22 protein-coding genes and 1 tRNA gene are annotated in these 26,075 nt (G+C 45.1%); 8 read left to right on the top strand and 15 right to left on the bottom strand.

The window, feature by feature from the left end; genetic code table 11:
* Nucleotides 1-14: 14 nt before the first annotated feature.
* From aspA to AC1DFM_RS17065, 3 genes are all read right to left on the bottom strand, one after another.
* Entirely contained in the window at nt 15-1,424 is a 1,410-nt protein-coding gene (gene aspA, locus AC1DFM_RS17075; protein WP_477077945.1) for an aspartate ammonia-lyase, read from the bottom strand.
* Between the two features lie 234 nt (nt 1,425-1,658).
* Nucleotides 1,659-2,666: an RNA ligase (ATP) gene (locus AC1DFM_RS17070; protein WP_477077944.1), complete on the bottom strand. Its 1,008-nt coding sequence runs from the start codon at nt 2,664-2,666 to the stop codon at nt 1,659-1,661.
* A 211-nt stretch (nt 2,667-2,877) separates the two neighbouring features.
* Nucleotides 2,878-3,237, bottom strand: coding sequence for a DUF1801 domain-containing protein (locus AC1DFM_RS17065; RefSeq protein ID WP_477077943.1), 360 nt, complete (start codon nt 3,235-3,237; stop codon nt 2,878-2,880).
* An 86-nt stretch (nt 3,238-3,323) separates the two neighbouring features.
* Here AC1DFM_RS17065 and AC1DFM_RS17060 point away from each other — a divergent pair, with 86 nt between their 5' ends.
* The 3 genes from AC1DFM_RS17060 to AC1DFM_RS17050 all read left to right on the top strand — a co-directional run bounded on the left by AC1DFM_RS17060 (nt 3,324) and on the right by AC1DFM_RS17050 (nt 6,469).
* On the top strand, nt 3,324-4,076 hold the full coding sequence (locus AC1DFM_RS17060) for a type 1 glutamine amidotransferase domain-containing protein (protein WP_477077942.1): 753 nt from the start codon (nt 3,324-3,326) through the stop codon (nt 4,074-4,076).
* Between the two features lie 101 nt (nt 4,077-4,177).
* Nucleotides 4,178-5,188, top strand: a complete 1,011-nt coding sequence (locus AC1DFM_RS17055) for an LLM class flavin-dependent oxidoreductase (protein WP_477077941.1) — start codon at nt 4,178-4,180, stop codon at nt 5,186-5,188.
* 198 nt (nt 5,189-5,386) lie between these two features.
* Entirely contained in the window at nt 5,387-6,469 is a 1,083-nt protein-coding gene (locus tag AC1DFM_RS17050) for a 3-oxoacyl-ACP synthase III family protein (protein ID WP_477077940.1), read from the top strand.
* Here AC1DFM_RS17050 and AC1DFM_RS17045 read toward each other — a convergent pair whose 3' ends face one another.
* Entirely contained in the window at nt 6,470-8,410 is a 1,941-nt protein-coding gene (locus tag AC1DFM_RS17045; RefSeq protein WP_477077939.1) for a lectin-like domain-containing protein, read from the bottom strand.
* A 169-nt stretch (nt 8,411-8,579) separates the two neighbouring features.
* Here AC1DFM_RS17045 and AC1DFM_RS17040 point away from each other — a divergent pair, with 169 nt between their 5' ends.
* Genes AC1DFM_RS17040 through AC1DFM_RS17030 form a run of 3 tightly spaced genes read left to right on the top strand, consistent with a single transcriptional unit; the run spans nt 8,580 to nt 10,985 of the window.
* The gene (locus AC1DFM_RS17040; RefSeq protein WP_477077938.1) at nt 8,580-9,512 is read left to right on the top strand and encodes a hypothetical protein; all 933 of its coding nucleotides are present in this window, start codon (nt 8,580-8,582) and stop codon (nt 9,510-9,512) included.
* A 26-nt stretch (nt 9,513-9,538) separates the two neighbouring features.
* Nucleotides 9,539-10,282 (top strand): 23S rRNA pseudouridine(2604) synthase RluF, encoded by a 744-nt coding sequence (gene rluF / locus AC1DFM_RS17035; RefSeq protein WP_477077937.1) that lies wholly within the window; start codon nt 9,539-9,541, stop codon nt 10,280-10,282.
* The gene (locus AC1DFM_RS17030) at nt 10,263-10,985 is read left to right on the top strand and encodes a 4'-phosphopantetheinyl transferase family protein (RefSeq protein ID WP_477077936.1); all 723 of its coding nucleotides are present in this window, start codon (nt 10,263-10,265) and stop codon (nt 10,983-10,985) included. The genes rluF and AC1DFM_RS17030 overlap by 20 nt, the downstream gene beginning before the upstream one ends.
* Here the strand turns inward: AC1DFM_RS17030 and AC1DFM_RS17025 are convergent.
* Nucleotides 10,969-11,457: a hypothetical protein gene (locus tag AC1DFM_RS17025; protein WP_477077935.1), complete on the bottom strand. Its 489-nt coding sequence runs from the start codon at nt 11,455-11,457 to the stop codon at nt 10,969-10,971. The genes AC1DFM_RS17030 and AC1DFM_RS17025 overlap by 17 nt on opposite strands.
* Before the next feature lie 97 nt (nt 11,458-11,554).
* On the opposite strand from AC1DFM_RS17025, the gene AC1DFM_RS17020 reads away from it, so the two are divergent.
* Nucleotides 11,555-11,627 (top strand) — tRNA-Lys (locus AC1DFM_RS17020).
* Between the two features lie 228 nt (nt 11,628-11,855).
* Here the strand turns inward: AC1DFM_RS17020 and AC1DFM_RS17015 are convergent.
* Entirely contained in the window at nt 11,856-12,815 is a 960-nt protein-coding gene (locus AC1DFM_RS17015; RefSeq protein ID WP_477077934.1) for an ISAon1 family transposase, read from the bottom strand.
* A gap of 16 nt (nt 12,816-12,831) precedes the next feature.
* Complete coding sequence (locus tag AC1DFM_RS17010) at nt 12,832-13,155, bottom strand: ISAon1 family transposase N-terminal region protein (RefSeq protein ID WP_477077933.1); 324 nt, start codon at nt 13,153-13,155, stop codon at nt 12,832-12,834.
* 122 nt (nt 13,156-13,277) lie between these two features.
* Here AC1DFM_RS17010 and AC1DFM_RS17005 point away from each other — a divergent pair, with 122 nt between their 5' ends.
* Entirely contained in the window at nt 13,278-14,441 is a 1,164-nt protein-coding gene (locus AC1DFM_RS17005) for an IS256 family transposase (RefSeq protein ID WP_477078149.1), read from the top strand.
* A 263-nt stretch (nt 14,442-14,704) separates the two neighbouring features.
* Here AC1DFM_RS17005 and AC1DFM_RS17000 read toward each other — a convergent pair whose 3' ends face one another.
* The 8 genes from AC1DFM_RS17000 to AC1DFM_RS16965 are packed head-to-tail and all read right to left on the bottom strand — an operon-like array spanning nt 14,705 to nt 26,052.
* Entirely contained in the window at nt 14,705-15,076 is a 372-nt protein-coding gene (locus AC1DFM_RS17000) for a hypothetical protein (protein ID WP_477077932.1), read from the bottom strand.
* A 31-nt stretch (nt 15,077-15,107) separates the two neighbouring features.
* Nucleotides 15,108-15,506, bottom strand: a complete 399-nt coding sequence (locus AC1DFM_RS16995) for a hypothetical protein (protein WP_477077931.1) — start codon at nt 15,504-15,506, stop codon at nt 15,108-15,110.
* Complete coding sequence (locus tag AC1DFM_RS16990) at nt 15,476-16,111, bottom strand: RHS repeat domain-containing protein (RefSeq protein ID WP_477077930.1); 636 nt, start codon at nt 16,109-16,111, stop codon at nt 15,476-15,478. Before AC1DFM_RS16990 ends, AC1DFM_RS16995 begins: the two co-directional genes overlap by 31 nt.
* A gap of 3 nt (nt 16,112-16,114) precedes the next feature.
* Nucleotides 16,115-16,840, bottom strand: a complete 726-nt coding sequence (locus AC1DFM_RS16985; RefSeq protein WP_477077929.1) for a hypothetical protein — start codon at nt 16,838-16,840, stop codon at nt 16,115-16,117.
* Between the two features lie 21 nt (nt 16,841-16,861).
* Entirely contained in the window at nt 16,862-21,247 is a 4,386-nt protein-coding gene (locus AC1DFM_RS16980) for a DUF6443 domain-containing protein (protein ID WP_477077928.1), read from the bottom strand.
* Between the two features lie 55 nt (nt 21,248-21,302).
* The gene (locus tag AC1DFM_RS16975) at nt 21,303-21,869 is read right to left on the bottom strand and encodes a hypothetical protein (RefSeq protein WP_477077927.1); all 567 of its coding nucleotides are present in this window, start codon (nt 21,867-21,869) and stop codon (nt 21,303-21,305) included.
* Between the two features lies 1 nt (nt 21,870).
* Nucleotides 21,871-25,161 (bottom strand): hypothetical protein, encoded by a 3,291-nt coding sequence (locus AC1DFM_RS16970; protein ID WP_477077926.1) that lies wholly within the window; start codon nt 25,159-25,161, stop codon nt 21,871-21,873.
* Between the two features lie 33 nt (nt 25,162-25,194).
* On the bottom strand, nt 25,195-26,052 hold the full coding sequence (locus AC1DFM_RS16965; RefSeq protein WP_477077925.1) for a hypothetical protein: 858 nt from the start codon (nt 26,050-26,052) through the stop codon (nt 25,195-25,197).
* Nucleotides 26,053-26,075: the final 23 nt, after the last annotated feature.

Here is a 26,075-nt window from a genome sequence, read left to right as displayed (position 1 = left end):
CTGGTTAAGCCATATTAGTTCATAAATTGGGGATGGATCATGTTCTCGAAAGAGTAGATTTCATCCCATTGTGCCTGGGTGATGTATTGTTTTTCGCTGACCACAATCTGGTGTACAGATTTGCCGGTGTTCAACGCTTCTTTCGCAATGGCGGCGCAGGTTTCATAACCCAGTAATGGGTTCAGTGCCGTTACAATACCTATACTGTTCATCACCATTTGCTTACAAGCTTCTTCGTTGGCGGTGATACCATTTACGCATTTTTCGCGCAGGGTATCTACGGCATTGTGCAGGTAGGAGAGCATGTTGAACAAGCTGAAGGAAATAACGGGCTCCATCACGTTCAATTGCAGCTGTCCGGCTTCGGCGGCCATGGTGATGGTTAAGTCAGCACCAATCACATAGTACGCCGTTTGGTTCACCACTTCCGGAATAACCGGATTGACTTTACCTGGCATGATAGAAGAACCTGGTTGCATTTGTGGCAGGTTAATTTCGTGTAGCCCTACCCGTGGTCCGGAAGATAACAGCCTTAAGTCGTTACAAATCTTTGATAACTTAATCGCGGTACGTTTCATCATACCGGATATCAGTACAAAGGCGCCTGTATCGGAAGTGGCTTCTATCAGGTCTTCCGCGAGCACAATAGGTAAGCCGGTAATTTCGCCGAGATACTGTGTAACCAGTTCAGGATAACCGGCAGGAGCGTTAATGGCGGTACCAATAGCGGTAGCACCCATATTTACTTCTGTCAGCAAAGCCTGTATTTCCCGGAGGCGTTGCACATCTTCCCGGAGGGTAGTGGCAAATGCGTTGAATTCATCTCCCAAACTCATGGGCACAGCGTCCTGTAATTGGGTACGTCCCATTTTCAGTACTTGTGCAAACTCGGTTCCTTTGGCAGCAAAGGATTGCTGCAGGGCATCGAGTGCCTTTATAAATTCGTTCATCTTAAAGTACAAGGCTATACGAAAAGCGGTAGGGTAGGCGTCGTTTGTACTCTGAGAGCAGTTGACATGGTTATTTGGATGTAAAAAATCATACTGTCCTTTTTCGTGTCCCATGTATTCCAATCCCAGGTTGGCAATCACCTCGTTGGCATTCATATTAACAGAAGTACCTGCACCACCCTGGATCATATCGGTCGGGAACTGATCGGTGTAAGCGCCATTGATCAGTTTATTGCTGGCGTATATAATGGCTTCTGCTACATCAGCTGGTAATACGCCGAGGTCTCTGTTGGCCATGGCGGCAGCTTTTTTAACGTATCCCAGTGCCCTGATAAAAATGGGTTCGTGGGAAAGCGGCATGCCGGTAATATGGAAATTTTCAATCGCACGTAGTGTTTGAATACCATAGTAAACGCTGTCGTCTATGGCTTTTTCACCTAAAAAATCGTGTTCAATTCTAAATGCTTGTTTCATGACATCAATATTTTATTGTGAATCTTGTATCACTGTTTCAATCTCACATCACAAAAGTACATCGGGGTAGAAAGGTGGGAAATGACGTGCGTCAGGGGAGGGATGATTTTGATCAGCCAAAAGCTAAAAGCAGAAAGCAAAAAGCTATTAAAGCGATTGACCAGCGCGGATGAGTAATTAAAATACTCGCGCTGGTCAATCGCTTTAATAGCTTTTTGCTTTCTGCTTTTAGCTTTATGCTTCCTGCAGCAGAAACTTATTGGATATCACCTTAAAGGATATACGCCGGTCTGCAGAGCGAATCACGAGGCCTTCGCGTTCTACTTTGCGATGCGCAGGACTGAGCACAGATGTGCCTTCTGCCAGGAGCAGCAGTTCATCTATCGTGTCAGGCAGTTGAAAGGCTTCATGCAGTATGGGCACATGTTGCAGTCCCAGTTCCTGGATCAATGCAATGAAAGCAGCCATGGTAAAGTATTCGCCGCCATCGATGTTAAATACATTGTAGAAACGGATGCTTTGTCCACGCAGGTCATACGGATTACCCTGTATGCCTTCGCCGATCATTTCTCCCTGCAGGGCCAGATTTTTACCGGTGGCAGCGAGTTTGGCGGCGATGTCCAGTTGTCGCGCTACTTTCCACAACGTGTTTTCGGCGGTTTCCTGCAACTCCAGGTTGCGGGAGCATACGCCAAATTCACCATCACGGTGGTAGTAAGTCACGGAAGAACCGTCCAGTTTTTCTGTAACGTAACAAGGTTCGCTATTGTAGGTGGCGTATTGGTCGCTCAGGTTCTGGATTCTTTCTTCATCTGTTTTAGGAATGAAAGAAGGGAAGCCGCCTTTCATCATACCAGCCAGTGCAGCGGGTATGGGCGCTTCGTATTTGATGATGCCCAGTTGTGCTGCTACGTCCTCTCCGGGTTCCAGAGAAGCGTCAGGCAGCATGCTGATGGGCAACAGGAGTCCCTGGGAAATCTGTCCGCGAAATTTGGCGGTTTTCAGGCGGAATCCTTCCGTTTCTCCCATCTTGCGGTAGGAGCTTTTGCGGAGAAATTCAAAGGCCGGAATCAAAGGCAGAAAGGCATCTATTTCACAGTAGATAGCGAGGTCGCCGGGTTTATATTCCTGTTTTTTGATGACGAGCTTCCATCCTTTTACGGTAGCTACTTCAATCATGTCGGCGCCAGGGATAGGGGCAATGTTGTCTATCACCACGATAGACGCAAGTTTACGTTCCATTGGGTTAGCTTAATTTACGAGGTTAACAAATATTCGGGCGCAAATATATAATTTTTTCGCTTTGCGAAACGAAAAAGAATGTTATTGATGTTCGCGCTATATGTTCGCAAATTCGAATTCCATTCATATTGTCATTGACGACCGGCGGTATTGATCTTTTAAAAAGAAATTTTTAGAAGGGTAATTTTTTTTCAGTTAGATAAGAATATCCTTATTTCTTTTTAGCTGCATACCATTCCACCATCTGGCGGAGAACATCATTGATCACTTCCATTGGCAGATCTTCGTTAGGATCGATGGGTAATATTTTCATGCGGGCGCGCTTCCCTGTCTGCAGCCATGGGTGTTGGATATGTTTGCCTTCTACAATGCCAATATAAGGATGTTGGGAAACCGGATCAATCCAGAGATAGCAACACATTTTTCCGTTGTAACAAAAGAAGGGCATCCGGTATTTCCAGGCTTCCGTAATGTGCGGATCGAGTTGTTGCAGATGTGCTCTGAGCGCCAGCAGACAACTTTTTGCCGGTTCCGGCTTTGATTCAAACCAAATATCGATATCCCGTAACATAGGCCGTAAGTTACGAATTAAGCCGTGTTCAATCTTTTTTACTATCTTTCTTATCCTGACCCTCTGCATTATCAAAAAGCATATGAATGAAGAAAGTGCTGGTACCGTTGCCCGAATATGGTTTTGATCCAACTGAAGCAGCCATACCGTGGTTGCTGTTGACCGCAAAGGGGTACGACGTGCAGTTTGCCACGCCGCGAGGTTACAGCAGTATGGCGGATATGCGGATATTGAAAGGAACGGAACTGGGCATCTGGAAATGGTTGCTGGCTGCCCGTAAAGATGCCGTAGCGGCCTATCATCAGCTATCCAACAGCGATGCGTTTTGTAATCCTTTGAAATATTCGGCCATACAGCCGGATGATTTTGATGCGTTGCTATTGCCCGGAGGCCATGATAAAGCGATGCGTGTATACCTCGAATCTACGCTGCTACAGGATATTGTAGCGCACTTTTTCGCTACACAACAACCGGTAGGTGCTATTTGTCATGGTGTAGTACTGGCTGCCAGAAGTAAAGATCCACGCACCCATACCTCTGTATTACATGGTTATAACACCACAGCCTTGCTGCAATCGCAGGAGCTGGCAGCTTATCGTTTGACTAAATGGTGGCTGAAAGATTATTATCTCACTTATCCCATTACCGTACAAGCTGAAGTGACGGCCTGTCTGGCAGACGCGAAACAATTTATACCAGGTCCTTTGCCGATGTACAGAGACGACAAAAATCACCTGAACAGGGGTTTTACAGTATTGGATCGTCATTATTTATCAGCCCGGTGGCCTGGTGATGCCTATCATTTTGCCACAGCGTTTATGCAATTACTAGGCGCATAAGCGTTTTCGTTTGCTGCCTGCTAACCTACAGGTTATCGACGTATTTACCTGAGATGGATTGTTGTAATTTTGTGACAACGAATCAATATAATATCAGGAGTATGAGTAAGCATGGAACAAAACGTCCTTTMTCCGTATTAGACCTCGCGCCGATATTGGAGGGACAAACACCTACCGAATCATTTCACAACAGCCTGCGGCTGGCCCAATATGCAGAACAATTAGGATATCATCGTTTTTGGATGGCGGAGCACCACAATATGGTGAGTGTGGCAAGTTCGGCCACTGTGGTGTTGCTGGGATATATAGCCGGCGGCACTAAAACCATCCGCGTAGGTTCCGGTGGCATTATGCTGCCTAACCATGCCCCGTTGGTAGTAGCAGAACAGTTTGGAACGCTGGCTACGCTTTATCCCGACCGGATAGACCTCGGCCTGGGAAGGGCCCCTGGCACTGATCAGGTGACTGCCCGTGCATTGCGCCGGGATCGCATGGCTGCTGTCAATGAATTCCCGGAGCAGATACTGGAATTGCAACAGTATTTTTCTTTCGATAATCATACTGCGGCAGTGCGGGCCATTCCGGGTGAAGGGTTGGATATTCCGATCTGGATACTGGGTTCCAGCACCGACAGCGCTTACCTGGCCGCCGCTATGGGATTACCTTATGCGTTTGCCAGCCACTTTGCGCCTGCACAGTTGCATACCGCCCTCGCTATTTACAGAAAGAATTTTAAGCCATCCGAATTTTTACAGCAACCACATACCATGGCCTGTGTAAACGTGATTGCGGCTGATACTGACGCAGCTGCGAACCGGCTGGCCACCTCGTTTTATCAGTTGTTCCTTGGCATTGTTCGTGGACGCCTGCGCAAAATGGGCCCGCCCGTCGATAGTATGGATGGCGTTTGGACCGAACAGGAAGCTGCCCATGCACAAACCATGCTGGCCTGCTCTTTTATTGGCAGCGCMGATACCGTGCAGCAGGGATTGCAACAGTTCCTCAACGATACTCAGGTAGATGAAGTCATCGCTACCGCACATATTTATAACCAGGACGAACGACTGTATTCGTACAAATTATTGAGCGAAATAGCCGAACGGTTAGTGTAGAAAAAGAATTACGAATTACGAATTACGGATTGGTGAGAAGATTATAGCGGGTATCCTTCGCGTTTACAATCTTCTCACCAATCCGTAATTCGTAATTTGTAATTCGTAATTCGTAATTCCTCTGCAGACATACAGCACCACTGCAAATGTTGTATATTTATAGCCTGAGCGGCCACGTAGTGGTTTAAAAATCAGACTATGGTTTACAATATGCGTACTGTTATAACTGGCACTGGTAGCTTCATTCCTGTCAACAAGAAGTTGAATAAAGACTTTGTACAGCAGGAATTTTACAGCGATAAACAGATCCGTATACCATCAGAAGGAGAGGATATTGTCCGGAAATTTGAGGAAGTAACGGGAATTTCTGAGCGTCGGTACGCCGATATAGATATGAATGCCTCGGAAATGGCGGTGGCAGCTGCTTTGGTAGCTATTAAAGATGCCGGTACTGATCCGGAAACCCTGGACCAGATTATTGTGGCGCATAACTTTGGAAATGTTTTAAAAGATACGATACAGTCGGATGCGGTGCCCTCCCTGGCTTCCAGGGTAAAACAGGCATTGGGAATCCGCAATCCGGCCTGCATACCCTACGATATCCTGTTTGGATGTCCGGGATGGATACAGGGCGTTATCCAGGCAGATGCGTTTTTTAAAGCAGGCCTCGCGAAGAAATGCCTGGTGGTGGGAACGGAAACCTTGAGTCGTGTGATTGACCAATATGATCGTGATAGTATGATTTTCAGCGATGGCGCCGGCGCAGTTGTGCTGGAGGCTGCAGAGGGCACCACCAATAGCAGCGGTATTATCAGCTCCAGCACGCAGTCGTTTGCCAACGAAGAATTGAATTACATTGATATGGGGGCGTCTTACGCCCCAAATGCGGATAAGCGTGTCCGTTATATCAAGATGTTGGGACGCAAAGTATATGAGTTTGCGCTCAAACGGGTACCGGAAGCTATGAAAGACTGCCTGGATAAAGGCAATATCTCTATCCGCGACGTTAAAAAAATCTTCATTCATCAGGCCAACGAAAAAATGGATATCGCCATTATCAAGGCTTTTTATGGATTATATGATATCCGGGAGATACCTGCCGATATTATGCCTATGAATATTCATGTATTGGGCAATAGCTCCGTAGCTACCGTGCCTACACTGTATGATATGGTGCGAAGGGGTGATATTCCTAATCAATCCGTACATCCGGGCGATGTGATCCTGTTTGCCTCCGTAGGGGCGGGGATGAATATTAATGCGATTTGTTATCGGGTGTAGTTATCGTATAAGCGTTACCGTTCCTTTTCTGCTAAACCGCCTGCCGGTATAATCTACTCCCTGCACCATCCATACGTAGGTGCCGGCAGGAGCGGGTTTGTTTTGCCAGTTGCCATCCCATCCGCCGGGAAGGTCCGCGCTGCGGAATACTTCCTGGCCCCAGCGATTCCAGATACAGAAAAAATCCAGTTTAGGCACACCTGCGGCAATGACGTGGAACACATCGTTGCGTCCATCATTGTTGGGTGTGAAGGCATTGGGTACGTAGAACTCCGGCCCTTCATACACTTTTACGCTGATGTAGTCTTCGTCGCGGCAGCCTTCCGGAGAGGTCAGGGTAAGACGGTATGTTTGGTCCCTGTGTAAAATGGCTATGGGGTTGGGAATAAATGGGTTATTCAGGCCGATGGCAGGTGCCCAGGTGTATCGTATCCCCGGATTATTCCACCCGGCCTGCAGTTGCAAAGGTTGTCCGTTAGCCACAATGGTATCAGCGCCGGCACGGGCATATACGGCGGTAACGGTGACCGGCACATCAACCGTATTCGATTGACAGCCATCGGCGCTAATGGCGTATAGTCGTGCAGGGTAGTAGCCGGTATCTGCATAGCGCCAGGTCGCATTTTGTTGTTGCTGTGTAGTACCATTGCCCAGGTCCCAGTTCCATTGCCGGATAGGGATGTTGGGGGTATTATTGATTCCCTGAAAATCAGTGGTCACGCCCAGGCATACATTTTCACCACTGCCACTCACTTGTGGCGTATTGCTCACCAGTATTGACTTTCCCAGACTACTGCTGCAACCCTGGGCAGAAGTGACTTTCAGTTGTATCTGATGAGTACCCGGTGCGGTATAGGGCGCCAGCGGTTTTGATCCGGTGGCGGTACTGCCGTTGCCCCAATCCCAGTCCCATTGTTGCAAGGTGCCAACAGTGATGGAGGTACGGTCCTGCATATACATCTGTGACCCCAGGCAAAGTGTGTTGGGGCCAAAGTCCACTACCGGGTACGCCCCAACGGTAAATGGGGCCTTTAGTGTATCGGACTCGCAGCCGCTGTTATCCTGGATCACAAGTCGCACTTCATAATGCCCCGCTGATGGATATACATGTGCCGGAGGCTGTGATGCCGTGGAATGGGTCCCATCTCCCAAATCCCACCACCAGGACGTGATGGTGCCAAAAGAGCTGGAGTTGTCTTTAAACTGTATGGGCATGCCATCGCAGAAAACCTGTTGTGGGTTGAAGTTAAATTCAGGACGGAGGGCGGCACAGAACTGTTGCAGATTGGAGCTGCCGCCGGTAGAGCCGCCGAAGCCCCAGAAAACATTGGGGTCTCCACCGAAGATATCATTGACGAGGTCTTTGTCGAGCGTAAGCCGCAGTTCATTGTCAACGCTCACCTCCATATGTTTTGACACCGCATCCCATTTGATCCGGAACAGGTGCCATTGACAGTCTTCCACATTATCATTGTCTTTGATCACGGTAACCGGTCCTGCGAGATTGCCGGGGCCGTTATGATCCGTCAGTCCGTTCATCTGGATGGCGAGGTGATCATACGGCGGATCATTTTCATCGAAGTTTTGCCAGGTATCTATTAACACGCCCAGAGAAGGAGAGATCCCTTTGAAACCCAGTCCCTGTCCGGTGCTGCCCAGGTTGGTACCTTTAGTTTGTAAAATGAAACCGATACCATCGGCGCCGGTAGCGTCTTTACAGCCCAGGTTTACATCAAATACATAGTTGAAAGACTGGGAGAGGTTAATCTTATTTTTATTCCATACGGTGCCGCTGGCAAATTGTTGATCCGGTGTGAGCACATAGCAGTTGCAGGTGCGCTGGGTGGCGGTACCATTGAGTATATACGGGAGCAACGTTTGACCTGCGAGCCGGGAGTGAAGCAGCAACAGGCCGATGATCGGGCATAGTATTCTTTTCATAAAGGGAGCCGGGCAGCGGACAGATTGCCATCAACAAGTTACATTGTTACCCTTTAAGATCAAAGCATAATTATTTGTAGTTTTGCGGCAACCCGACGAGCCGTGGACATGTTAACCTGTTCGTTTAACTGAAGTACTGCTGCGTTATTCATCTCCCTAAAAAAACTAAATGAAGAATATTACAGATTATAAAGGCCGGCAATTATTTCTTTCCCGCGATGACGAAAAAGAGGTGGCACCATTGGCGTATTATATTGATGAACAGCGCGTGCAGGCCTGGCCGCAATATCCCGGCTATCAGGTAGTGACCTGGCATGCAGGCACCGGACTGCTGGTCCTGAATTCTCCCTGGATCACGGGCGGGCGCAAACTGGTGACCAACCTGGTGGTGATGCGGGTAGCCACGCAGGAAGTAGCGTTTAGCACCAATCCCCATATGTATTACAACGCGGTATTCAACAACAGCGGCAGTTACCTGCTGGTGGAAGCATATAACCAAAAACCAGCGTGGATAGATATTTCCACCGGTGATATTGTAGCGGAACTAAAGCCGGAACTGCGATTGGCCGATGGCACATTTAATCCGCACAGCAATACCTTTTACTTCCCATTGGAAAAGAAGAAGGCCTGGCTGGCGGTTGATGGCGCTTCTTTCACCGGCACTCTGATGAAAACGCCTTTCCCTGACCGGGTACATAAAGTGCAGTATGTGGCATCGCTAAAACAATACCTGGTGCTCACGGAAGGCAATGTCCTGTTGTGCTGTGATGACCAGCTAAAGCCTGTCTGGCAACGGAATTTCTCTGAAATGGGCAGTGATTCGGGCAACATATTTGGCAGCGATATGCTTGTTACAGAAGACCAGGAGCTGGTTTGCGTGAGCGCCAGTGCTACGGAAGGTAATCGGTGGGGAGCTGATTATGTGCTGGACCTGAAAACCGGGGAACCGCGATATATTGTGCAAGGCTATCATATGCGGGGGCGCATTGCTGGTAGCTATTTCGGGCGGCAGGTACTGCTACACCCGATGAAAGTCATGGACCTGGAAACCGGTACAGTAGCGTCCTGGACGCTACCTGATTTTTTGCCCGGTTTTAAGTAATTTGCAGCAGATTTTAACCGGTAATTATGGATATAAGCGTAAATAAATACATCAGCGAAACGGGATTTTGCAGTCGCCGCGAAGCCGATAAATATATTGAACAGGGTAGGGTAACGATCAACGATAACATCGCTTCCAAAGGTAATCGTGTTAAAGATGGAGACGTGGTAGAAGTAGACGGGGAGCCGTTGAAGAAGAAAAAAACTACCGTGTACATTGCGCTGAACAAGCCCAAAGGGATTACCTGTACTACTGATCTGAAGGATAAAACGAATATCATTGATTACGTGAATTTCTCCAGCAGAATATTCCCAATAGGCAGGCTGGATAAGCGTTCTGAAGGGTTGATCTTTTTAACGAACGATGGTGATATCGTTAATAAAATTCTCCGGGCGGGTAACCAGCACGAGAAAGAATATATTGTTACTGTTGACAAGCCCATTGACCTGGAGTTTGTAAAATCAATGCGTAATGGGGTGCGTATTCTTGGGGTGATGACGCAGAAATGTTTCGTGCAGCAGGAGGGAGCCAACCGTTTTCGTATTATTCTTACGCAGGGGTTAAACCGTCAGATTCGTCGCATGTGTGAAGCGTTGGGCTTTGAGGTGGTGGCATTGAAGCGTACCCGCATCATGAACATGACGTTGAAAGACCTGGCGTCGGGCTCATGGCGGTATTTTACAAAAGAAGAAGTGAATCATCTTAATACCCTGGTTGCCAGCAGCAGTAAAACAGAAAAAGGAGACAATCATGACGGAATGGACGAATAGCCATCATCTTCCAATAACAGTAACCCGGGAGGGAGCACTCATCCCGGTGTCGATGGCGGTGTCGTCATTGTCTTTGTCGGCGCTGCAGGTGCAGTTAAGCCGTTTTCTGCATCCGGAAGAGCGAGCTGTTTCCAGGGGAGCAGGACAACATCATTATTTATTAGGCCGCCATGCTGCAAAGCTGGCGGCTGTTGATTTTACAGGAGTAGCGGGCGCCAACATCCGTATCCATCCTGGTGTATTTGGGCAGCCGGTGTTGAGCTGTCCGGGTTACGGGAACCTGCAGGTGAGCATCACGCATAGCGGCGGGAGCGCTATGGCGGTCGTTTTCCCCGAAGCGCATCCTATGGCGATAGATATTGAACTGTTGGACGGAGATCGTTTTTTACCCCCTTTAACGCCCGCAGAAGAGCTGCTGGTAGCGTCGCTGCCATATACCACCGAAGAACAAACCTACCTGCTCTGGACAGCCCGGGAAGCCCTTTCCAAAGTATTGCGCACCGGTCTCACTACCGACCTGGAGTTGTTTAATGTAAAATCACTGGCCATAAATGGTAGCTTCCTGGTGGCTGAATTCCAGCATTTCATGCAATACAAAGCGATTAGCTGGAGGGCGGGCAATATAGCCTGTTCATTGGTATTACCACAGCGTAGCCAGGTAGATATGGCCGCTTTGCAAATGCTGACTAGTCAAGTGTCTTAACGTACAGGAAAGTAGAATCTTTCGGCTGATAAGTGAAAATAAATTTTCCGGCTACCTCTTTCCCAAAATTCACCCCTCTCACTTTAGCATCATATACGGGTTTGTGTACAAACGCAATGACGAACGAGTCGAGGTATACATAATGTAACTGAAGATCCGTAAAACCGATTTCCGTCATGTCCTTAAAAGCATTTCTGCTTCTGTCGTTTAAATTCTGCAGATTCCAGAGGTCTTGTGGAAAGTGATGAAAGGTGCGTCGATATTCTTTTACAGACTCCACAAAGTTAATGGTGGGATGAATATCTCTTTTCTTCATTTTGGCTTTCAGCGGAATGCTGGTACTGCTTTTCTCGTGTTCCTGCACGTGGAGTTGTCCATCGGCACTACGGGAATAAGTATACGTAGAAGATTTGGAGGGAGCGCAGGCATAGGTAAGACTGGCAATTGCTAACAGTAAAGGATATTTTTTCATAACGAAGTGGAAGTTATTTTTATTTTTTTGAAAATAAATTTGGTGGTTATGAGATAAATCCTATTTTTGCATCCCCTTAACAATGAAGGTGGTAGCGGATTCCCTAGCTCAGTTGGTAGAGCAATACACTTTTAATGTATGGGTCTTGGGTTCGAGTCCCAAGGGGATCACTGGAGAAACTTGAAACCTGCGCGCTGCGCGGGTTTTTTGTTCTGGGGCTATTTGTTAGTCTATCAAAGTGCGGATTCGCGATTCGTGGTTAGACACTATCTCATAAACTGTGTAAATTCTAAAAATCGGGGTATTTCACCTCGATTTTTTAATTTTAAATCATATACAGTTTTATGAAGACAGAAGATTTTTGGATCAAGTTGAAAACTTGGGGGATAGAATAAATTTTAAGCATAAAGTTTAGTCAATCTGTAAAGAAAGAATTCTACATCCCGCACCCCTCCCAGSGCGTTYCTAAAGGACTTTATTTTKGCATTRAAWGATTCTGCAGCRGCATTKGTMGCTCTGTTRTTGAAGAAGTTGAGAATRCCCARATAATGRGTTCTGATAGTSCTGGCAACGGTYTTGAAGGATAATATCCCYGCTKCYTCYACATCATTATACCACAAAGCCAGTTTCTTAAATGCWTCTTCTTTRCAYTTACAATGCTTGTAAAYCTCRCCCARSCGCAGRGATARYTGGTAGGATTTATGAATAAGGGGATAACGGCTAAATAAAAGTTCTGCTCTCTGCTGCTGCTCTCTGGTCCATAGTCTTKGATGTTTAAATAGTAAATATCGGCTTCTGGCGAGTAGTTGCTTTGTTGTGTCCCCATTGGGTAGTTTGGCTGGCTCCCACCTTACTGCATTTCGTTTTGCCTGCTCATATTCCAGATTCTCTTGTTCCAGAACTTCCCAACGATGTTTTATTCTTATTTCCTGTACTGCTTCAAAAGCCAGGTGCTGCACGTGGAAGCGATCTATTACCCGATGAGCATTAGGGAAACAGGCTTTTACCGCCTTATTCAGGCTCCCGGACATATCAACAGTGACTTCGTGTACTTTCTCGCGAAGGCGCTTAGGGATTTTGAATAATATTTCTTTCAGAAATTCGGACTGAGTTCCCTTGATCATGGCCACTATTGAGCCTTTACGCCCTTTGGCCAGCTTATTAGTAACGATAGTATATAGTTCTCCACTGGAAAATGCTGTTTCGTCTATACTTAAAGTGGTGCCGATATTTTGCTCAAAAAGCATCCATTCAGTGGCGTGTTCTTTTTGATCCCAGATAGGGAAATCACTGAGATAGTGTTTGTATTGCTGACCTAACTGTTTACCATCTACCTGAAAGAAATGGCCAAGTTGCACAGGGCTTATAGGATATTTATCTAAGTAATCCTTTTAAAAAAGCACCGAATTCCGGAGTCATTCGTGTGCCTTTTTTTACTACTTCCCAATCTCTTGTTATTATTTCTCCATCCTCCAAAACCTCCCACCGCCGCCGCTTGGCATGTAGGGTCACCTTTTGACCACGTATAGGGAAATCCTGAATGGCAATTTCTGAGAAGAAACCTTTGGAGTGTGCTTTTTTATGCTGATGTTCTACTGGAATTTTATTTTTTTCTTCCAGGTATATATTTATACCCTCTTTGTCCTGACTTGAATCAATTAAGTCAAAATACTCTAAAACCCCAGCGGGTAATAGCATCTCTACAAGTTTACGAAAGTTCTGATCCACGTGCGTCGTTGGCTAATCTGCTGCAAAACAACTATTTTTTATTCTATCCCCCAAGTTTTCAACTTGATCCAGATTTTTTATCAGACGACTTTCTGAAGCAGTTTAAAACGGCCGATCAGCTAAATAATTTCCTGGCCCAGATTCAGAAGCGGGGCATTGAAAAGATGCTGGAAGGTGAGCTGGATAGCCATTTAGGCTATGATAAACATGAGCTAAATGAAAGCGAAAATAGCCGTAATGGATACGGTAAAAAGAAGATTAAGACCAGCTATGGTGAATCTGAAATAAAAGTTCCCAGGGATCGTGATGCCAGTTTTAACCCTATGATCGTACCTAAGCGCGAAGGAATGGCTCAGGGGCTGGAAGAGATAATAGTGTCTTTTTATGCCAAGGGTATGAGCGTATCTGACATAGAAGATCAAATAAGGGAAGTCTATAAATTTGATGTTTCCACCGCCACGATTAGCCGCATAACCAGCCGTGTGACCGAAGATATAGTCGCCTGGCAAAACCGTCCATTAGAACCGGTTTATCTCATAGTCTGGATGGATGGTATTGTGTTCAAGGTGCGGGAGAACAGCAAAGTGGTGAATAAAACCGTCTATATCGCTGTAGGCCTAAAGCGGGATGGCCTCAAAGAAGTCCTGGGAATGTGGCTGGGTAAGAATGAATCAGCGGCCTATTGGATGACTGTACTTACAGATCTGAAGGCCCGTGGCCTGGAAGATATTCTAATAACGGCCACGGATAATCTTAATGGCTTCACTCAGACGATCAAATCGGTGTTCCCACAGTCCGCCACTCAGGTCTGTGTCGTACACCAGATACGTAACAGTTGCCGCTATGTAGTCTGGAAAGATAAAAAGGAGTTTACCACCGATATGAAGGATGTTTATGCTGCACCAACCAGACAGGCTGCCATGGCTGCTCTTGACGCCATGGATGTCAAATGGAGTACAAAGTACGCATACGCCATCAAAAGCTGGCGTGAAAACTGGGAAGACCTGACTGTCTTTTTTGACTTCCCCATGGAGATCAGACAGATTATCTACACGACCAATCTCATTGAAAATCTGAATGGTAAAATTAGAAAATATACCAAAAACAAGCTATCATTCCCTACTGACGAAGCTGTCCTTAAATCAGTATACCTGGCATTGCGGGAGGTGTCAAAAAAATGGACCATGCCCATTAGAAACTGGGGCATGATCCTAAATCAATTTTTAACTATTTTTGATAAAAGAGTCAGAATCTAGTTTTTAATCTGATCCCCCGATTTTTAAGTTTACACACTTAATGAAATAGTCCCATTAGCAACCTGTCTCCTGATTTTGTTCATCATAATCAGGTTCAGACAACCAAGCTATGGAAAAACTATTATCTTAAAAAGACAACTGTTAATGAAAAACAGGACTAAGAACAAAACGCAAACCCATTTTAGGACTTATTTTTAAAATCTGTAAACTTATTTTAGGACGAGACACTCCCTTATTTTATAATTCCAAAAGGAGGAGGAAATTTATATTTTCAACATCTCCACATCCTCTGCAAGTATCTTTATTTTGCCCCCAGTAGACAACGTTTCAACTATGTAGCACTTTAATTTAACATTATCAAATATCCCATTCCATCCCTTATAAAAATCCACCAGGTCAATATCATCCGATGGTGCTATGTAAGCTGTATCGATTGTTTCATTAGCAATAATTCCAAAGTTCATTATTGCTTTAAACAAGTATGCTTTCTTGAAAATCAATTTCGATCTAGATTTATCTTCATACCATTTCACAATAATTTCCACACTGTCATTGTTACCTGGATCTGTTCGATCAATGAAAATACTCTCAAGTATCGAATCATGCCAATAACAGTCGTCAAAATCAAAATTCATAAAGTAATATTTATAGTTAATCTGATATGTTCTATTTCCCTACATTTAGCCACCATGGCCATCTATTTTGATCCATGATGTGTTCTTCTTTTCTGTCCAAATGAAAATGGCTATCATTAGGTCCTTTTTTACCTGATGGAGTTCCAGGATCTATACGAACCTTTTCAACATAGTCGCTACCTGTCCCAGTCCCATAATTACCTGGTCGATGTTTATTCTGAGTAAATTCCTCTGGGATGACTGCTCCTTGAGGTAACACAACTCCCTGAGGAGTCACCAAAAATGGTTGGCCTTCGCGTGGATTTGACTTATCATTAGTTGCAGGCGGCTCGCCTCCTCCCTCCGATGCTACCTTTACCCTTCCACTTTGCGAGGCTAAATTGGCAGTGCCATTACCTGTTAACACTGTTCCAATTGCAGAAATGCCCATACCGCCAAGTGCCACCCCTCGGCTGTCAGGCCACCACTTGCCCCAGTTACTGTTACTGCGGTTCCTGTTATAGCTCCTCCAACTACTTGCCCTCCTTTACCTCCTACTGCGGCTGCAACATTAGCTACATCTAATCCCGTATTCCAACCTGTTGCAATTGAGGGGTCTGAGATATTACCAGCAACAGCACTTCTAAAACTTGCCCCGCTAAGATTATCAACAGTGCCTATAACTAACCCTCCAACGCCTCCTGCGATAGCTTTACCTGCCATCTTAACGAGGTTCCAATTAGGCGGCCAGTCCGGCCACATGCCATCAGGGTCTATAAATCTTATCGGATTATCAAAGGCATATACATATGGGCTCCACCGACGTCCTTTTTCACTTAGTGGATCTACTACCCACCAACGCCCAATTTGTGGATCCTGCATCCTCGCTCCATAGTCATATAATTCTAGCCCTGAACCATCGCCGAACTCTTTCGACTGTAGTTCTTTCCCATTGTATTTCAGGCGGTTTTCAGGGTAGTTACTCCCCTTCAACGCATTGGAACTAATCCCCGCCATCGTCAACCCAAATGGATAATAATGTGTTTTCTCCAGCAAGAACTATTGCTTTCCTGTAACAAGATTATATAGCAGGTCAGATTCTATAACTGATGTGTGGGCATTTGGAGTCATTATCATTAAATGCACCGTGCTACCCCGCTTTAAAAATAGCAAATCCATAGGAATAATAGTTGTAGCACCAAAAGCTTTCTCATTCCCAATCACAAAAATATCCACGGCCTCCTTTTCATTATATTTTATAGAAAAATTGTTACATAATAAATGATAGCTTACTATGCTATCATTGGCAACTATAGTCCTTAACGAGTCTCCCGAAAGCGTTAAATAAATTTTAGATACCGGTTTTATTGATGCATCACGATACTCAAAGCGATAAAAAGCACTCTCATCAATAACTGTATACACTTCCATATTAGTGCGTTCTGCACTTTTAAAAGTGACATTTAATAACCTACTTAATGGTGCGTCTTTAATTAAATCAATCTTATAGCTAATTAAACTGTAAGATTTATCAAAAGATATGAAAGTAATAGGATTTCTATTGCCACTTTGATAAACAACACCTCCGTCCAATCTATTCATGTACTTATTGCTGGCTAAAGCAAACTCTTCTGGTTTGATTGAATATTTACGTATAGGATTATCTGCGGATGAGCGTCCAACTTTTATTATAAGTTTACATATTGCCGCACCTAAAATAGTCAAAAAGCAAACCCCTAAAACAATAGTTACCACGCGTATAACGTTTCTTCTATTCTTCAACATAAAATATCAAGCAATTTTCATTTAAAAAACAAGCTTTGGTGCAAGAAATATTGCTCCTAAAGTCCCCAAGCCTGGGCGCAGAGTTAAATCCCCACCAGAAACAAGATTGTTTCCATCTGTATGGCTTGCACCGGCGCCTATTTGCCCAAGGCCAACGCCCACACCAATACTCAAATGTGCCTCATATCCAAGTACCCCAATACCCGCTGAAATTGAGATATCAGTGCTCACTCCCAGCGTAAATGTACCTAACAGGGTAATGGATGCCCCATCTGGTGCCCCCTTATTAGAAGACAAGTCCGTTGTAACAATGCTCCCGTCCTTTCCAGAAACCATCCCTGCCGACTGAGCATATGTAAATTTGTCCCCCAGTATACCAGCTGACAGACTTGCCTCCTTACTTACCTTATTTGTGGTTGTACTGCCTATTAATGGCTTACCATCTTCCCCAGCCTGCTTCACTGTTGATGAAACACCCTTGGCAGTTTTATTATCAGCCCCGTTGCTATTAGTATTTGTAGTCGCAACACTTCTCTGATTTGTTTCGCTCTTAGCTCCGCTACTTTCAGTATTTGTCCCCAACGGTCTCAACAAATTAACAGGCTGTTGATTAGCTTTTACAGACCAGGGAGCAACAGAACTATCACCTAGAGGATCATTCCTTAAAATTGGATTATTACTCATAGCTGAATAAATACTTTGCGCATAATCAGGCTTCGAATCAATTTGCCACCACCGACCTAACTGAGGGTCAAGACTCCTCAAAGGTGTCGCATACATTTCGAGACTAGTACCATCCGAGAATTCCTTACTCTGCAATTCTGACCCTTTGTTGTACTTATATTTATTCTCCGCATAATTCGCTCCCTTCAACGCATTCGAACTAATCCCGGCCATGGTCAGCCCAAACGGATAATAATGTGTCTCCTCCAGCAGCGGACCAGAAGCTGCTCCTAAAACGATATTATCAAAGAACACCGGTTGCGTGCTTTCATTACTGGTGTATACATAGAGGAAGCCACTTTTGCGGATGGGCATCTTATCAACGGCCAGTGTTTGCAACTGATCGGGTGTGGCTTGCACCTGTTTCACCCCACTGTTTTCCTCTACCAATTTAAACTGATCGTCAAACAAAACAAAATTTAAATAGGCTTTGGGCTTATCTTGTTTATCCGGATCAGGGTCTTTATCTTTCAGGCGTTGGTAATCGTTGTTGTAAAAATTACTATTAAATGGGTTTTGCCCACCGGCAGTTCCAAGTGTATGCACATCGGCGGTAACTGTATGGTCGTTAAAAGCCTGAAGCAGTTCTGCCAGCATGTTTTCAGCGGGTAGGGTAGCGCCGGTGTTTTTCTGCGGGCCAGTGGACTTATAAAAGGCATTGGCTCCTATTTGAATAGTATCACCAGCCATTACACGCAGCACGATGGAGGGACCAATTTTTTTACCACCATTGCCTGCGGTTAATTTAGCTACTGCTTCATTTTTACTGGCACTTTGATTTGCCGGATAACCGGCAGGTTTGGGAACGCGGGTATTGTCCAAGTTACTGAATAAGGCGTTTTCTGTAGCAGCACTGGCCGTTTCCATGGTAGCTGTATACATGGTAAAATCTGTCTGCTCAGTGAGTACCTGACGTACATTGCCCAGGTGATCTTTTACGAAATAATCATAGGCGTATGCAGGTGCAATACCTGTTTTGTAAATAAGCCTTACCCGGCCTTCTTCCTGTGGTGCAAATTGAAGCGTATCATTTTTATATACAAACCCATCTATATAATCCGTAGTGGTAATGGTGCCGGTTCCGGTAACATCTGTTACTTTTTTGCGCAGCTTATTGCCTGACGCGTCATAGGTATATTCCACATAACMCTTACCCAACAAGGTAATACTATCTGGAAGATTCAAATGATTATACCTGTTTATGGCCAGCAGTTTATTCATATCAAGAATAAGGTTCCCGTTGCCATCATATGCATAATCCTGGGTTTCATTATTGTTGATTTCTTTAAAGTCGCCTAAGGCGCTTTGAGGATTGTTAGCCCTGTCTGTGACAAAAAACAGCTTGTTGCTGTTGGGGATATAGCCATACTTCAGGCTATCAATTGTTTGAATGGTTGCGCCATTGAGTCCTTTCTGGTTCATGAACCGGATGTTGCCATTGGCATCGTAAGACAGGCCACTCACTGTAAAATCGACCTGGTCGCGGGTCCAGGCTGTAGTGCCGGAATTCTGCTGTGTGAAGTCGGCCGCCGTCAAACGATTGGTATTATCGTAGCCGTAACCATACGCCCTGGCAATGCTGTTGCTCCTGCTTTTCCATTTTATCCCCGTAATGTTGCCGTTGTATTGATTGTTTACAAAGCCGGCATCATAGTTTAATTCCTGCCCAAACCAGTTGCTGGTACTACCAGCAGTATTGACAAAAGATTTATTGATACCACGTAACCATCCCCGGATGTTATATTCATAAGAGAGCTGCTCAATAGGAGCGCTGGTGCCATTGATCCCCAGCTTTTTTGTTTTTAGTCTTCCCAGCTCATCATAATCATTGGTAGCAATGGTGCGCTCCAATGTGGTGGTATCATTGAGCCTTTTCTTGATGCTGGTCAGTCTGCCTGCAGCATCATAGCCCATCATGGTCAGGATGGTCGTTTGAGGAGTAGGACCGCAGCGTTGGTTTTTATGCCGTAAATAGGTGCTTAGTACTTTTCCATTAAAGTCATACAGTGTAGTGGTTACATCCAGTGAGCCGGAAATATTATCACTGATGGTTTGTATCACGCGGCCTTTATCATTGTAATAGACGGTGGAAGTCAGCCACCTGTCAGGGGTATTAAGCACTTTTACTTTTGTACCCGTCACCATCCCTTTGATCATATGGCTGGTGGCGGTTACCGGCTCGACATAAGGATTAGCGCCGGCCTGTGGTTTATCGAAATCTGTTATCAGCGCCGGCTGTACCCCGGTGAAATTGTAGTTGTCATAGAAGGTATAAGTGAGCGGTGTTAAAGCGCTGGCAGGTATAGCCGGCAAAGGAATAGTAGCGGTAATGGTAGCAGTACCCTGGTTAAGACTGGTGTTGATAAGCGCTTCGGTGGTACCACCGGCACCAGTGTCAAACCCGGATTCAAAGGTGATGCTGTTAGTCGCCTGATATTGGGCACTGCTATCATAAGACGCTGTCACCAGGTCGGCTACTCCCGGGAAGGTATAATTGATGCTTTGGGTGTTGGAGGTGGCCGTATTCATGCTGGCCTGCAAAGTCGCACGGGGGACATTACTGTTGTATAGCGCAGTTTCTATGGGCCTGTTTAAAGTATCATAGAAAGTAACCAACCAGTTGTTTTTTACTTTCATGTTGCCATCCCTGCTAAATACCAGCCGGTCTCTCAGATCATATACCATCTCTGTGGAATCCGCACCGGGCACCTTTTTGACGATCAGGCGGTGTTTAGCATCATAACGATATATAAAACATAACTCCCCGGCAACCGGCGACAGATCGGGGTTACCTGCAATAGCCTGTACCGCCGACGGGGGCACTACTACCCGTAAGTTACCCAGGTAATCATAAATATAATAAGTACATAACCAGCCATCATGGCCTGTACCCGGGTTATTGGCATACTGTACTTTATTTAATATAACATGGCCTTCTTTATCCTTATACGATATAGACTGTTTGCCTGCTTCGTCTGTAATAACATCTTTGAATAACTGTCCGGCAGCGTAAGCAGCTGATGGCACCGGTAACAGGCCCCCGCTCATACTCCAGTTCATTACAGAATCGGCTACGGTATTGAGTAAATACTGATGTACAACCGGGCGATTGCCACCGGTCTGTGCCCAGCTGTTACCAGGCGCATAGGTGCGGGCAGTGCGGTTTAACGGGGATGGCTCAAAAACAGCCTGGTTATAATAAATACTTTCACCTGAGGTACCAGGGTTGAGTGTGTTGCTCTGGTAGAATGTCCGTTGGTTGTTAAAAGGATCTGTTTTAAATGAGCCATCACTGGTATTGCCACTTTGCGGGACATAAGGCAGATAGCTGTATTGTATTCTACCCAGGTTATCATAGGTAACAGGTGTTACCAGGTCACTGCCGGCTGGGGTAATGCCTTTATTCACCGTTTGTACCAGGCGCCCCAGCCCATCAAAATATTGGGTGACTAATTTTACTTCCGATACCGTTCTGCCGGGAGCACTGATAAAAGCGGTATCTGAACTGGGGAGACTGGGTTCATAGAGGCGGATATAATTACCGGCGGTGCCGGTATAAGCGGAAGGTGGCGTTACCGGGGAGGCTGTTGGAAGCGACGGAGTAGTGGGGATGTTCTGCCCGTTAACCGTGCTTACAAAAGTAATGAACAACAACAAATGTAAATATCTGGTTAAGCGTTTCACAGTATAACGATTTAAGATAAACGATTGATAGCTGCATAAGAGAGGTCTATAACAACTACCGGGACAGGGGGGGAGCATCCACCCTTGGTGCACCAGCGTTTGAAATTATTTTAGGTACCTGCATATTTACCATGCTATAAACGATCGCGTAATCGAGTGAAATTTCCGGTCCAAGCGTGGCGTAAAGTGTACCGTCCTCACTGATAAAATACTTGCTGCCAGTTGGTGCAGCATCTGCACTTGCGCCATTTTTCATTCCAGTAATCCATGCCAGTACATCCGACTTTGGATCACTACTATCTCTCATCGTCATTCCCTGTGTGCATACAATACCATTTGCCGTCAGACCCTGATAATTTTGCGGTAATCCTGCCCGACTGTCATTACCGGTACCTACCAGTGCAATCACCTGTATTTTACTGGCATATTTATTTTGAAAACGGGTTATCTGGCCTGATATCGCTGTATCCTCATTGAGCGGCATCACTATATACAGCAGCTTTTTACCGGCATAGGCATCCAGGTGAAGCTGTTGCCCATCCAATGTGGTAAGTGTTGTTTGCGCACTACCATTARGTGTACCGTAACAGCAAATCATTATAAATATAAAAATCCTGTTCATATCATTGGGGATTAGTTAAAGTATTGACATATCGTTTTATAATCTTTCCATTCATGTCTTTCACATGCTGGAATCTTCCAAACAGGTCATATTCGTAATAGGTTATTTTCCCTTCGGGAGTGGTCATAGAGGTCATGCCGCCAAAAACAGGAGAATAGGTATAGAACGTTACCTGTGCGGAGGTACCTGCAAGAGCATTGCTTATCTTTGCCAGTTCCGTCCGCATCGCTGCATCTGAAGAGGGGTTGTCCAGCACAGAGAGATTCACCAGACCTGACAGGGTAGTGTAATTACTGCCGATTATCTTCGCCACAGGAAAACAGCCATTATACCCCCATAGGTAAGCCTCTTTAACATCATTAGTTTTATACTGCTCGGTGAGATTGCCTCTTGTATCATAAGCAGATAAATTAACCTCGCTGGAATCGCCTCCGGCAAAGAAAGTACGTAGCCTTGACAAATGAAGCTTTGAAGTATTATAATAGCCAAACATAAATTTTGCGCCGCTGATAAAAACCGGGTTGGCATAATTTGTTTTCATAGAATCCACCACTTCTATAGGCTGCAGATAATTTTTGTTATTCAGACTATCTTTCATGACCTGCTCTGCACTATTCAGACTGAAGACGAAGTCACTGTTATTATTAAATGCGTATTTATAGGTCTGTTCTCTGGTTTGGCCGTTATTAACAGCTATTATTTTCTGTTTCAGAAAAAAGATATCATGCTGCAGGTAGTACTGGTAGTTAGTTTGTATTCCGGTTGATGTACCACTGGCGAAGGTGGAGTCTAAAGATTGACTTAATACAGTGACGGGCTGCCAGGTGGGGAAGCTTACGGCCAATGCCCAATCCGGGATACAATCATGAAACCGATCGTTGCAGTTAGATTGGCTGGGAGCTGACTCGGTCCAATAGGATAGCTGGCCGTTTGGCGGAAAATCAATAGTAACATACCAATATGGCTTTGCCCGGGCGCCTATCTGCGATTGAGGGTTATTCCAAATCCATGAGTTAGTACTTTTCTTTAATAAGGCCCCATTCTGGTCATACACTTTTTCTACCAACAGTTTTGCCCGGTAATAGCTATAATCGGATGGCGGGGGTAATGGAAATCCCTGGTTGATCGTATTATAGGCGTAAGTGTATATCCGGTCGGTCCAGCCGTTAGCACTGTCTATTGTCCGGACTTCAGGATACATGACGTAGGACCCACCGTCCAGCGCCAGTGGATAGCTGCTCCCCGGGTAAACCTTCACATATTGACAAGCAGTGGAAAAGTCATTTTGCATGGCCGTAACATTCACCGGGGAGATAAGTAAGCCGCTGCCCACTGTAGAGTCAATGGAATACATTTTGTACTTGTAGTCAGTTTTGTTGAACTGACCAGTAATCGGATCATAATCCCTGATTGTTTTTATACGGACCCCTCCGGCATTATAGGATCTCCTTGAAAATACCGCATTGGCACCATAGGGCTTGCTAATGGTACCTGTTTCATAGGTGCCTTCCTGCCAGTTACCGGACAAACTACCGATGTTACAGTTTATGTCTGGAACAAAAACATCTACCCTGTAATAGCCATTTTTTAATATACTATTTCCGGATGGCTGTCCACTGAAGCCCTGAATTAAAAAGCCTCCGGTAAGATCAGTTGAATCCAGCACCCGCATTACTTTCACTGTATAATTAGCGCTACACGTAATATCCATATTGTTTAGGGAAAAGAAGAATTTGGAAAGATTATAAGAGGAGTTTACAGTAAAAAGATGTTGCATAGAGGGAAAGTTGCCTCCCGTATGTAGAAATTTAGTTTCTGTAAAACTCCGTGAAACCATATAATTAGGGTCCGGATGATAAGCGAAGAAATCACCCAGCCCCAGCACTGTATTACCCTCGTATATGATCTCCCTATATCCACCCGTAGGGTAAGTGATTTTCTTAAGGATATTTGCCTGGGAGTTGGCGGCTTCGGCAGTGCGGATAGCCCCGAAATCCCAGTACACATCTCCGTAACCATTGGAAACAATCATCTTCGGAATCATGCCTGTATTAAGATTTCCCTGACCATTACTGAATCCCCATATATCAACACCCGGGCTTAAAACACTGGGAAGGTTATTAAACTCGTTGTATTCAAACTTATGTGTAAGACTATCAAATCCAGATGTGCCAAATTGTGAGAAACTGACAAGCTTCCAGCGCTGGCTGCTAAAGCTTGTGCCATAATTGAATTTATACTGCCCTTTGTAGTTACCACCAGGATCATACATTTGAATCGCCAGCATTTTATTCGGGCCATACGCATAATCGKGTACGGAATTAAAAATCAGGTAGCCGCTGTTGCCATCAATGCGGGATATCAGGTACTCGGTTGCGTCAGTTGTCACTATGCCAGCATCTCCAATTATATTGAATCCCTGGCAGTCCTGCCCGGCGGTATTCAGCGGCATGAAACTGCCCGATATAGTGGTGAAAGTATTTCCGGATAGCGTGTAGGTATACTGAATACTGTTTTCTTCATTCATATCATATGCTTCGGTGAGATACCAGGAGGTCGATGATATTTCAGCCGGGGAACTGCCGTGTTGTCCGAAGTAGGAGGATTGGTTTCGGAGCATGTAATTTCCTGTTCCAGCTTTTGTTCTACCGAAATAGTATTTATTCCCATTTTCATCTGTGATAATCCATGAACGGATTCCCTGACCCGGAGGTGCCTGGTTTGTATCCAGGTAGTAACTTATATTAATGCCGTCATTGCTCCCCATCATGATGATCTCTCCTGTTTCTTTCAAAAAAAATTTGCCACTTCGTCCATTAAAATTATATAAATAGGTATCAGGTTCCAGGTCCAGGGCGTCATCCTTTAAAGCAGCAAGATTACTTGTGTTCGATGTGCTGAATGTAGACGGTTTGGCATAAGGATTAGTCAGCATTCCCAGGCTCATATCATCAGGTTTTCCTCTCACCATCTGTGTGATGCGGCCAGCGCCGTCAGCCAGGCTAAAGCCTAATCCTACGCAGCTGGACTGCTCTTCTACCTTTATTCCACCCGTGCTGTTGTAGTTAAGCGTGATGCTGGCAGATAGCGGGCCACTGGAAATGCTGCAAAGAGGAAAACTAATCGGGATCGTGCCTGTAAAAGTGCCTATAGGTCGTTCCAGTACTTTAAACATAGACGCGGCATTAGGTGGTATGGGCCTTGCTTTGGGTAAGTTTTGCTGATATTGGGCAAAACAAAAAGTGGTGATTGTTATAAGTATCGAGGTTGTTGCAAGAAATTTCACTCGCATACGATCTGTTTTAATAAGTTTTTGATTGCTTTTTTATTTTGTCAGTGCAGCCATCTTCTTTTCCTGCAACTCCAACCTCTTATTTAATTCTATGATATAGAGTGTCAACTCTTCAACTTTCTGCAACAACAGTTTATTCATTTCTCCCAGATCTAATCCTTCCTCTTTTACTTGCTGCTCAGATGGAACATCAGGTAAATGTTGGTTCTCCTGAATGAAATTTTCTACATATTGTAAAGAAGGCAATTCATAATCTGATCGAAATACGAAATCAGCCCAGACAATTTGTTCTACTTTAACCCGGCGTGCTCCTATGATTCCATTTACTGCTAGTTTATATCCGTTGGTAGTGTTTGTTCCTATGCCTACATTTCCGCCACCGTTTACCATTAGAATATTTCCCGAAGAAATGGAGTTCATCAACATCGAATTATTCGAACCCGGATTGGTTTCCAGCACCAGGTATCCTTCATTGCTGCCTCTGATTTTCCCTCCGGTAATTCCACCAAAATAGGTCCAGTCATTATAGGCATTGCCTAATATTACTGCGGCCCTGTCCCCGTTTGGTAAGATGCCCACCTGCGTCACATGCAGCCCTGCCGAAGGAGAAGTTGTTCCTATTCCCACATAACCCAAAGAGGTGATGTTCATCACGTCCGTCCAGGTAGAAGAATTATTCCTTGCAGCAATCCGGAGATCGGTTCTTCCTCCTGGGTCATATGAGTAAATCTTATGACCAAAACCACTTCCAAAAGTAGAAGTGGTCCAGGTAATATTTTTATTGGCACCAACTTTTGCTGTTAAAGTATCAAATACTACATTTTGCGCTTTGGTGGAATAGGTAAACATGCAATAGAAAACAGGGATTAATTGTAACATTTTTCTCTTCATAACTATTTATAGGTTTAATTTTT

This window comes from Chitinophaga sp. 05T412, from assembly GCF_056396465.1.
This window is presented reverse-complemented; position numbering and strand designations above follow the sequence as displayed.

What these genes read in the sequence shown, in the direction of transcription:
- aspA (WP_477077945.1), bottom strand. Translation starts at nt 1,424, where the DNA reads ATGAAACAAGCATTTAGAATTGAACACGATTTTTTAGGTGAAAAAGCC.
- AC1DFM_RS17070 (WP_477077944.1), bottom strand. Translation starts at nt 2,666, where the DNA reads ATGGAACGTAAACTTGCGTCTATCGTGGTGATAGACAACATTGCCCCT.
- AC1DFM_RS17065 (WP_477077943.1), bottom strand. Translation starts at nt 3,237, where the DNA reads ATGTTACGGGATATCGATATTTGGTTTGAATCAAAGCCGGAACCGGCA.
- AC1DFM_RS17060 (WP_477077942.1), top strand. Translation starts at nt 3,324, where the DNA reads ATGAAGAAAGTGCTGGTACCGTTGCCCGAATATGGTTTTGATCCAACT.
- AC1DFM_RS17050 (WP_477077940.1), top strand. Translation starts at nt 5,387, where the DNA reads ATGGTTTACAATATGCGTACTGTTATAACTGGCACTGGTAGCTTCATT.
- AC1DFM_RS17045 (WP_477077939.1), bottom strand. Translation starts at nt 8,410, where the DNA reads ATGAAAAGAATACTATGCCCGATCATCGGCCTGTTGCTGCTTCACTCC.
- AC1DFM_RS17040 (WP_477077938.1), top strand. Translation starts at nt 8,580, where the DNA reads ATGAAGAATATTACAGATTATAAAGGCCGGCAATTATTTCTTTCCCGC.
- rluF (WP_477077937.1), top strand. Translation starts at nt 9,539, where the DNA reads ATGGATATAAGCGTAAATAAATACATCAGCGAAACGGGATTTTGCAGT.
- AC1DFM_RS17030 (WP_477077936.1), top strand. Translation starts at nt 10,263, where the DNA reads ATGACGGAATGGACGAATAGCCATCATCTTCCAATAACAGTAACCCGG.
- AC1DFM_RS17025 (WP_477077935.1), bottom strand. Translation starts at nt 11,457, where the DNA reads ATGAAAAAATATCCTTTACTGTTAGCAATTGCCAGTCTTACCTATGCC.
- AC1DFM_RS17010 (WP_477077933.1), bottom strand. Translation starts at nt 13,155, where the DNA reads ATGCTATTACCCGCTGGGGTTTTAGAGTATTTTGACTTAATTGATTCA.
- AC1DFM_RS17000 (WP_477077932.1), bottom strand. Translation starts at nt 15,076, where the DNA reads ATGAATTTTGATTTTGACGACTGTTATTGGCATGATTCGATACTTGAG.
- AC1DFM_RS16995 (WP_477077931.1), bottom strand. Translation starts at nt 15,506, where the DNA reads ATGGGCATTTCTGCAATTGGAACAGTGTTAACAGGTAATGGCACTGCC.
- AC1DFM_RS16985 (WP_477077929.1), bottom strand. Translation starts at nt 16,840, where the DNA reads ATGTTGAAGAATAGAAGAAACGTTATACGCGTGGTAACTATTGTTTTA.
- AC1DFM_RS16965 (WP_477077925.1), bottom strand. Translation starts at nt 26,052, where the DNA reads ATGAAGAGAAAAATGTTACAATTAATCCCTGTTTTCTATTGCATGTTT.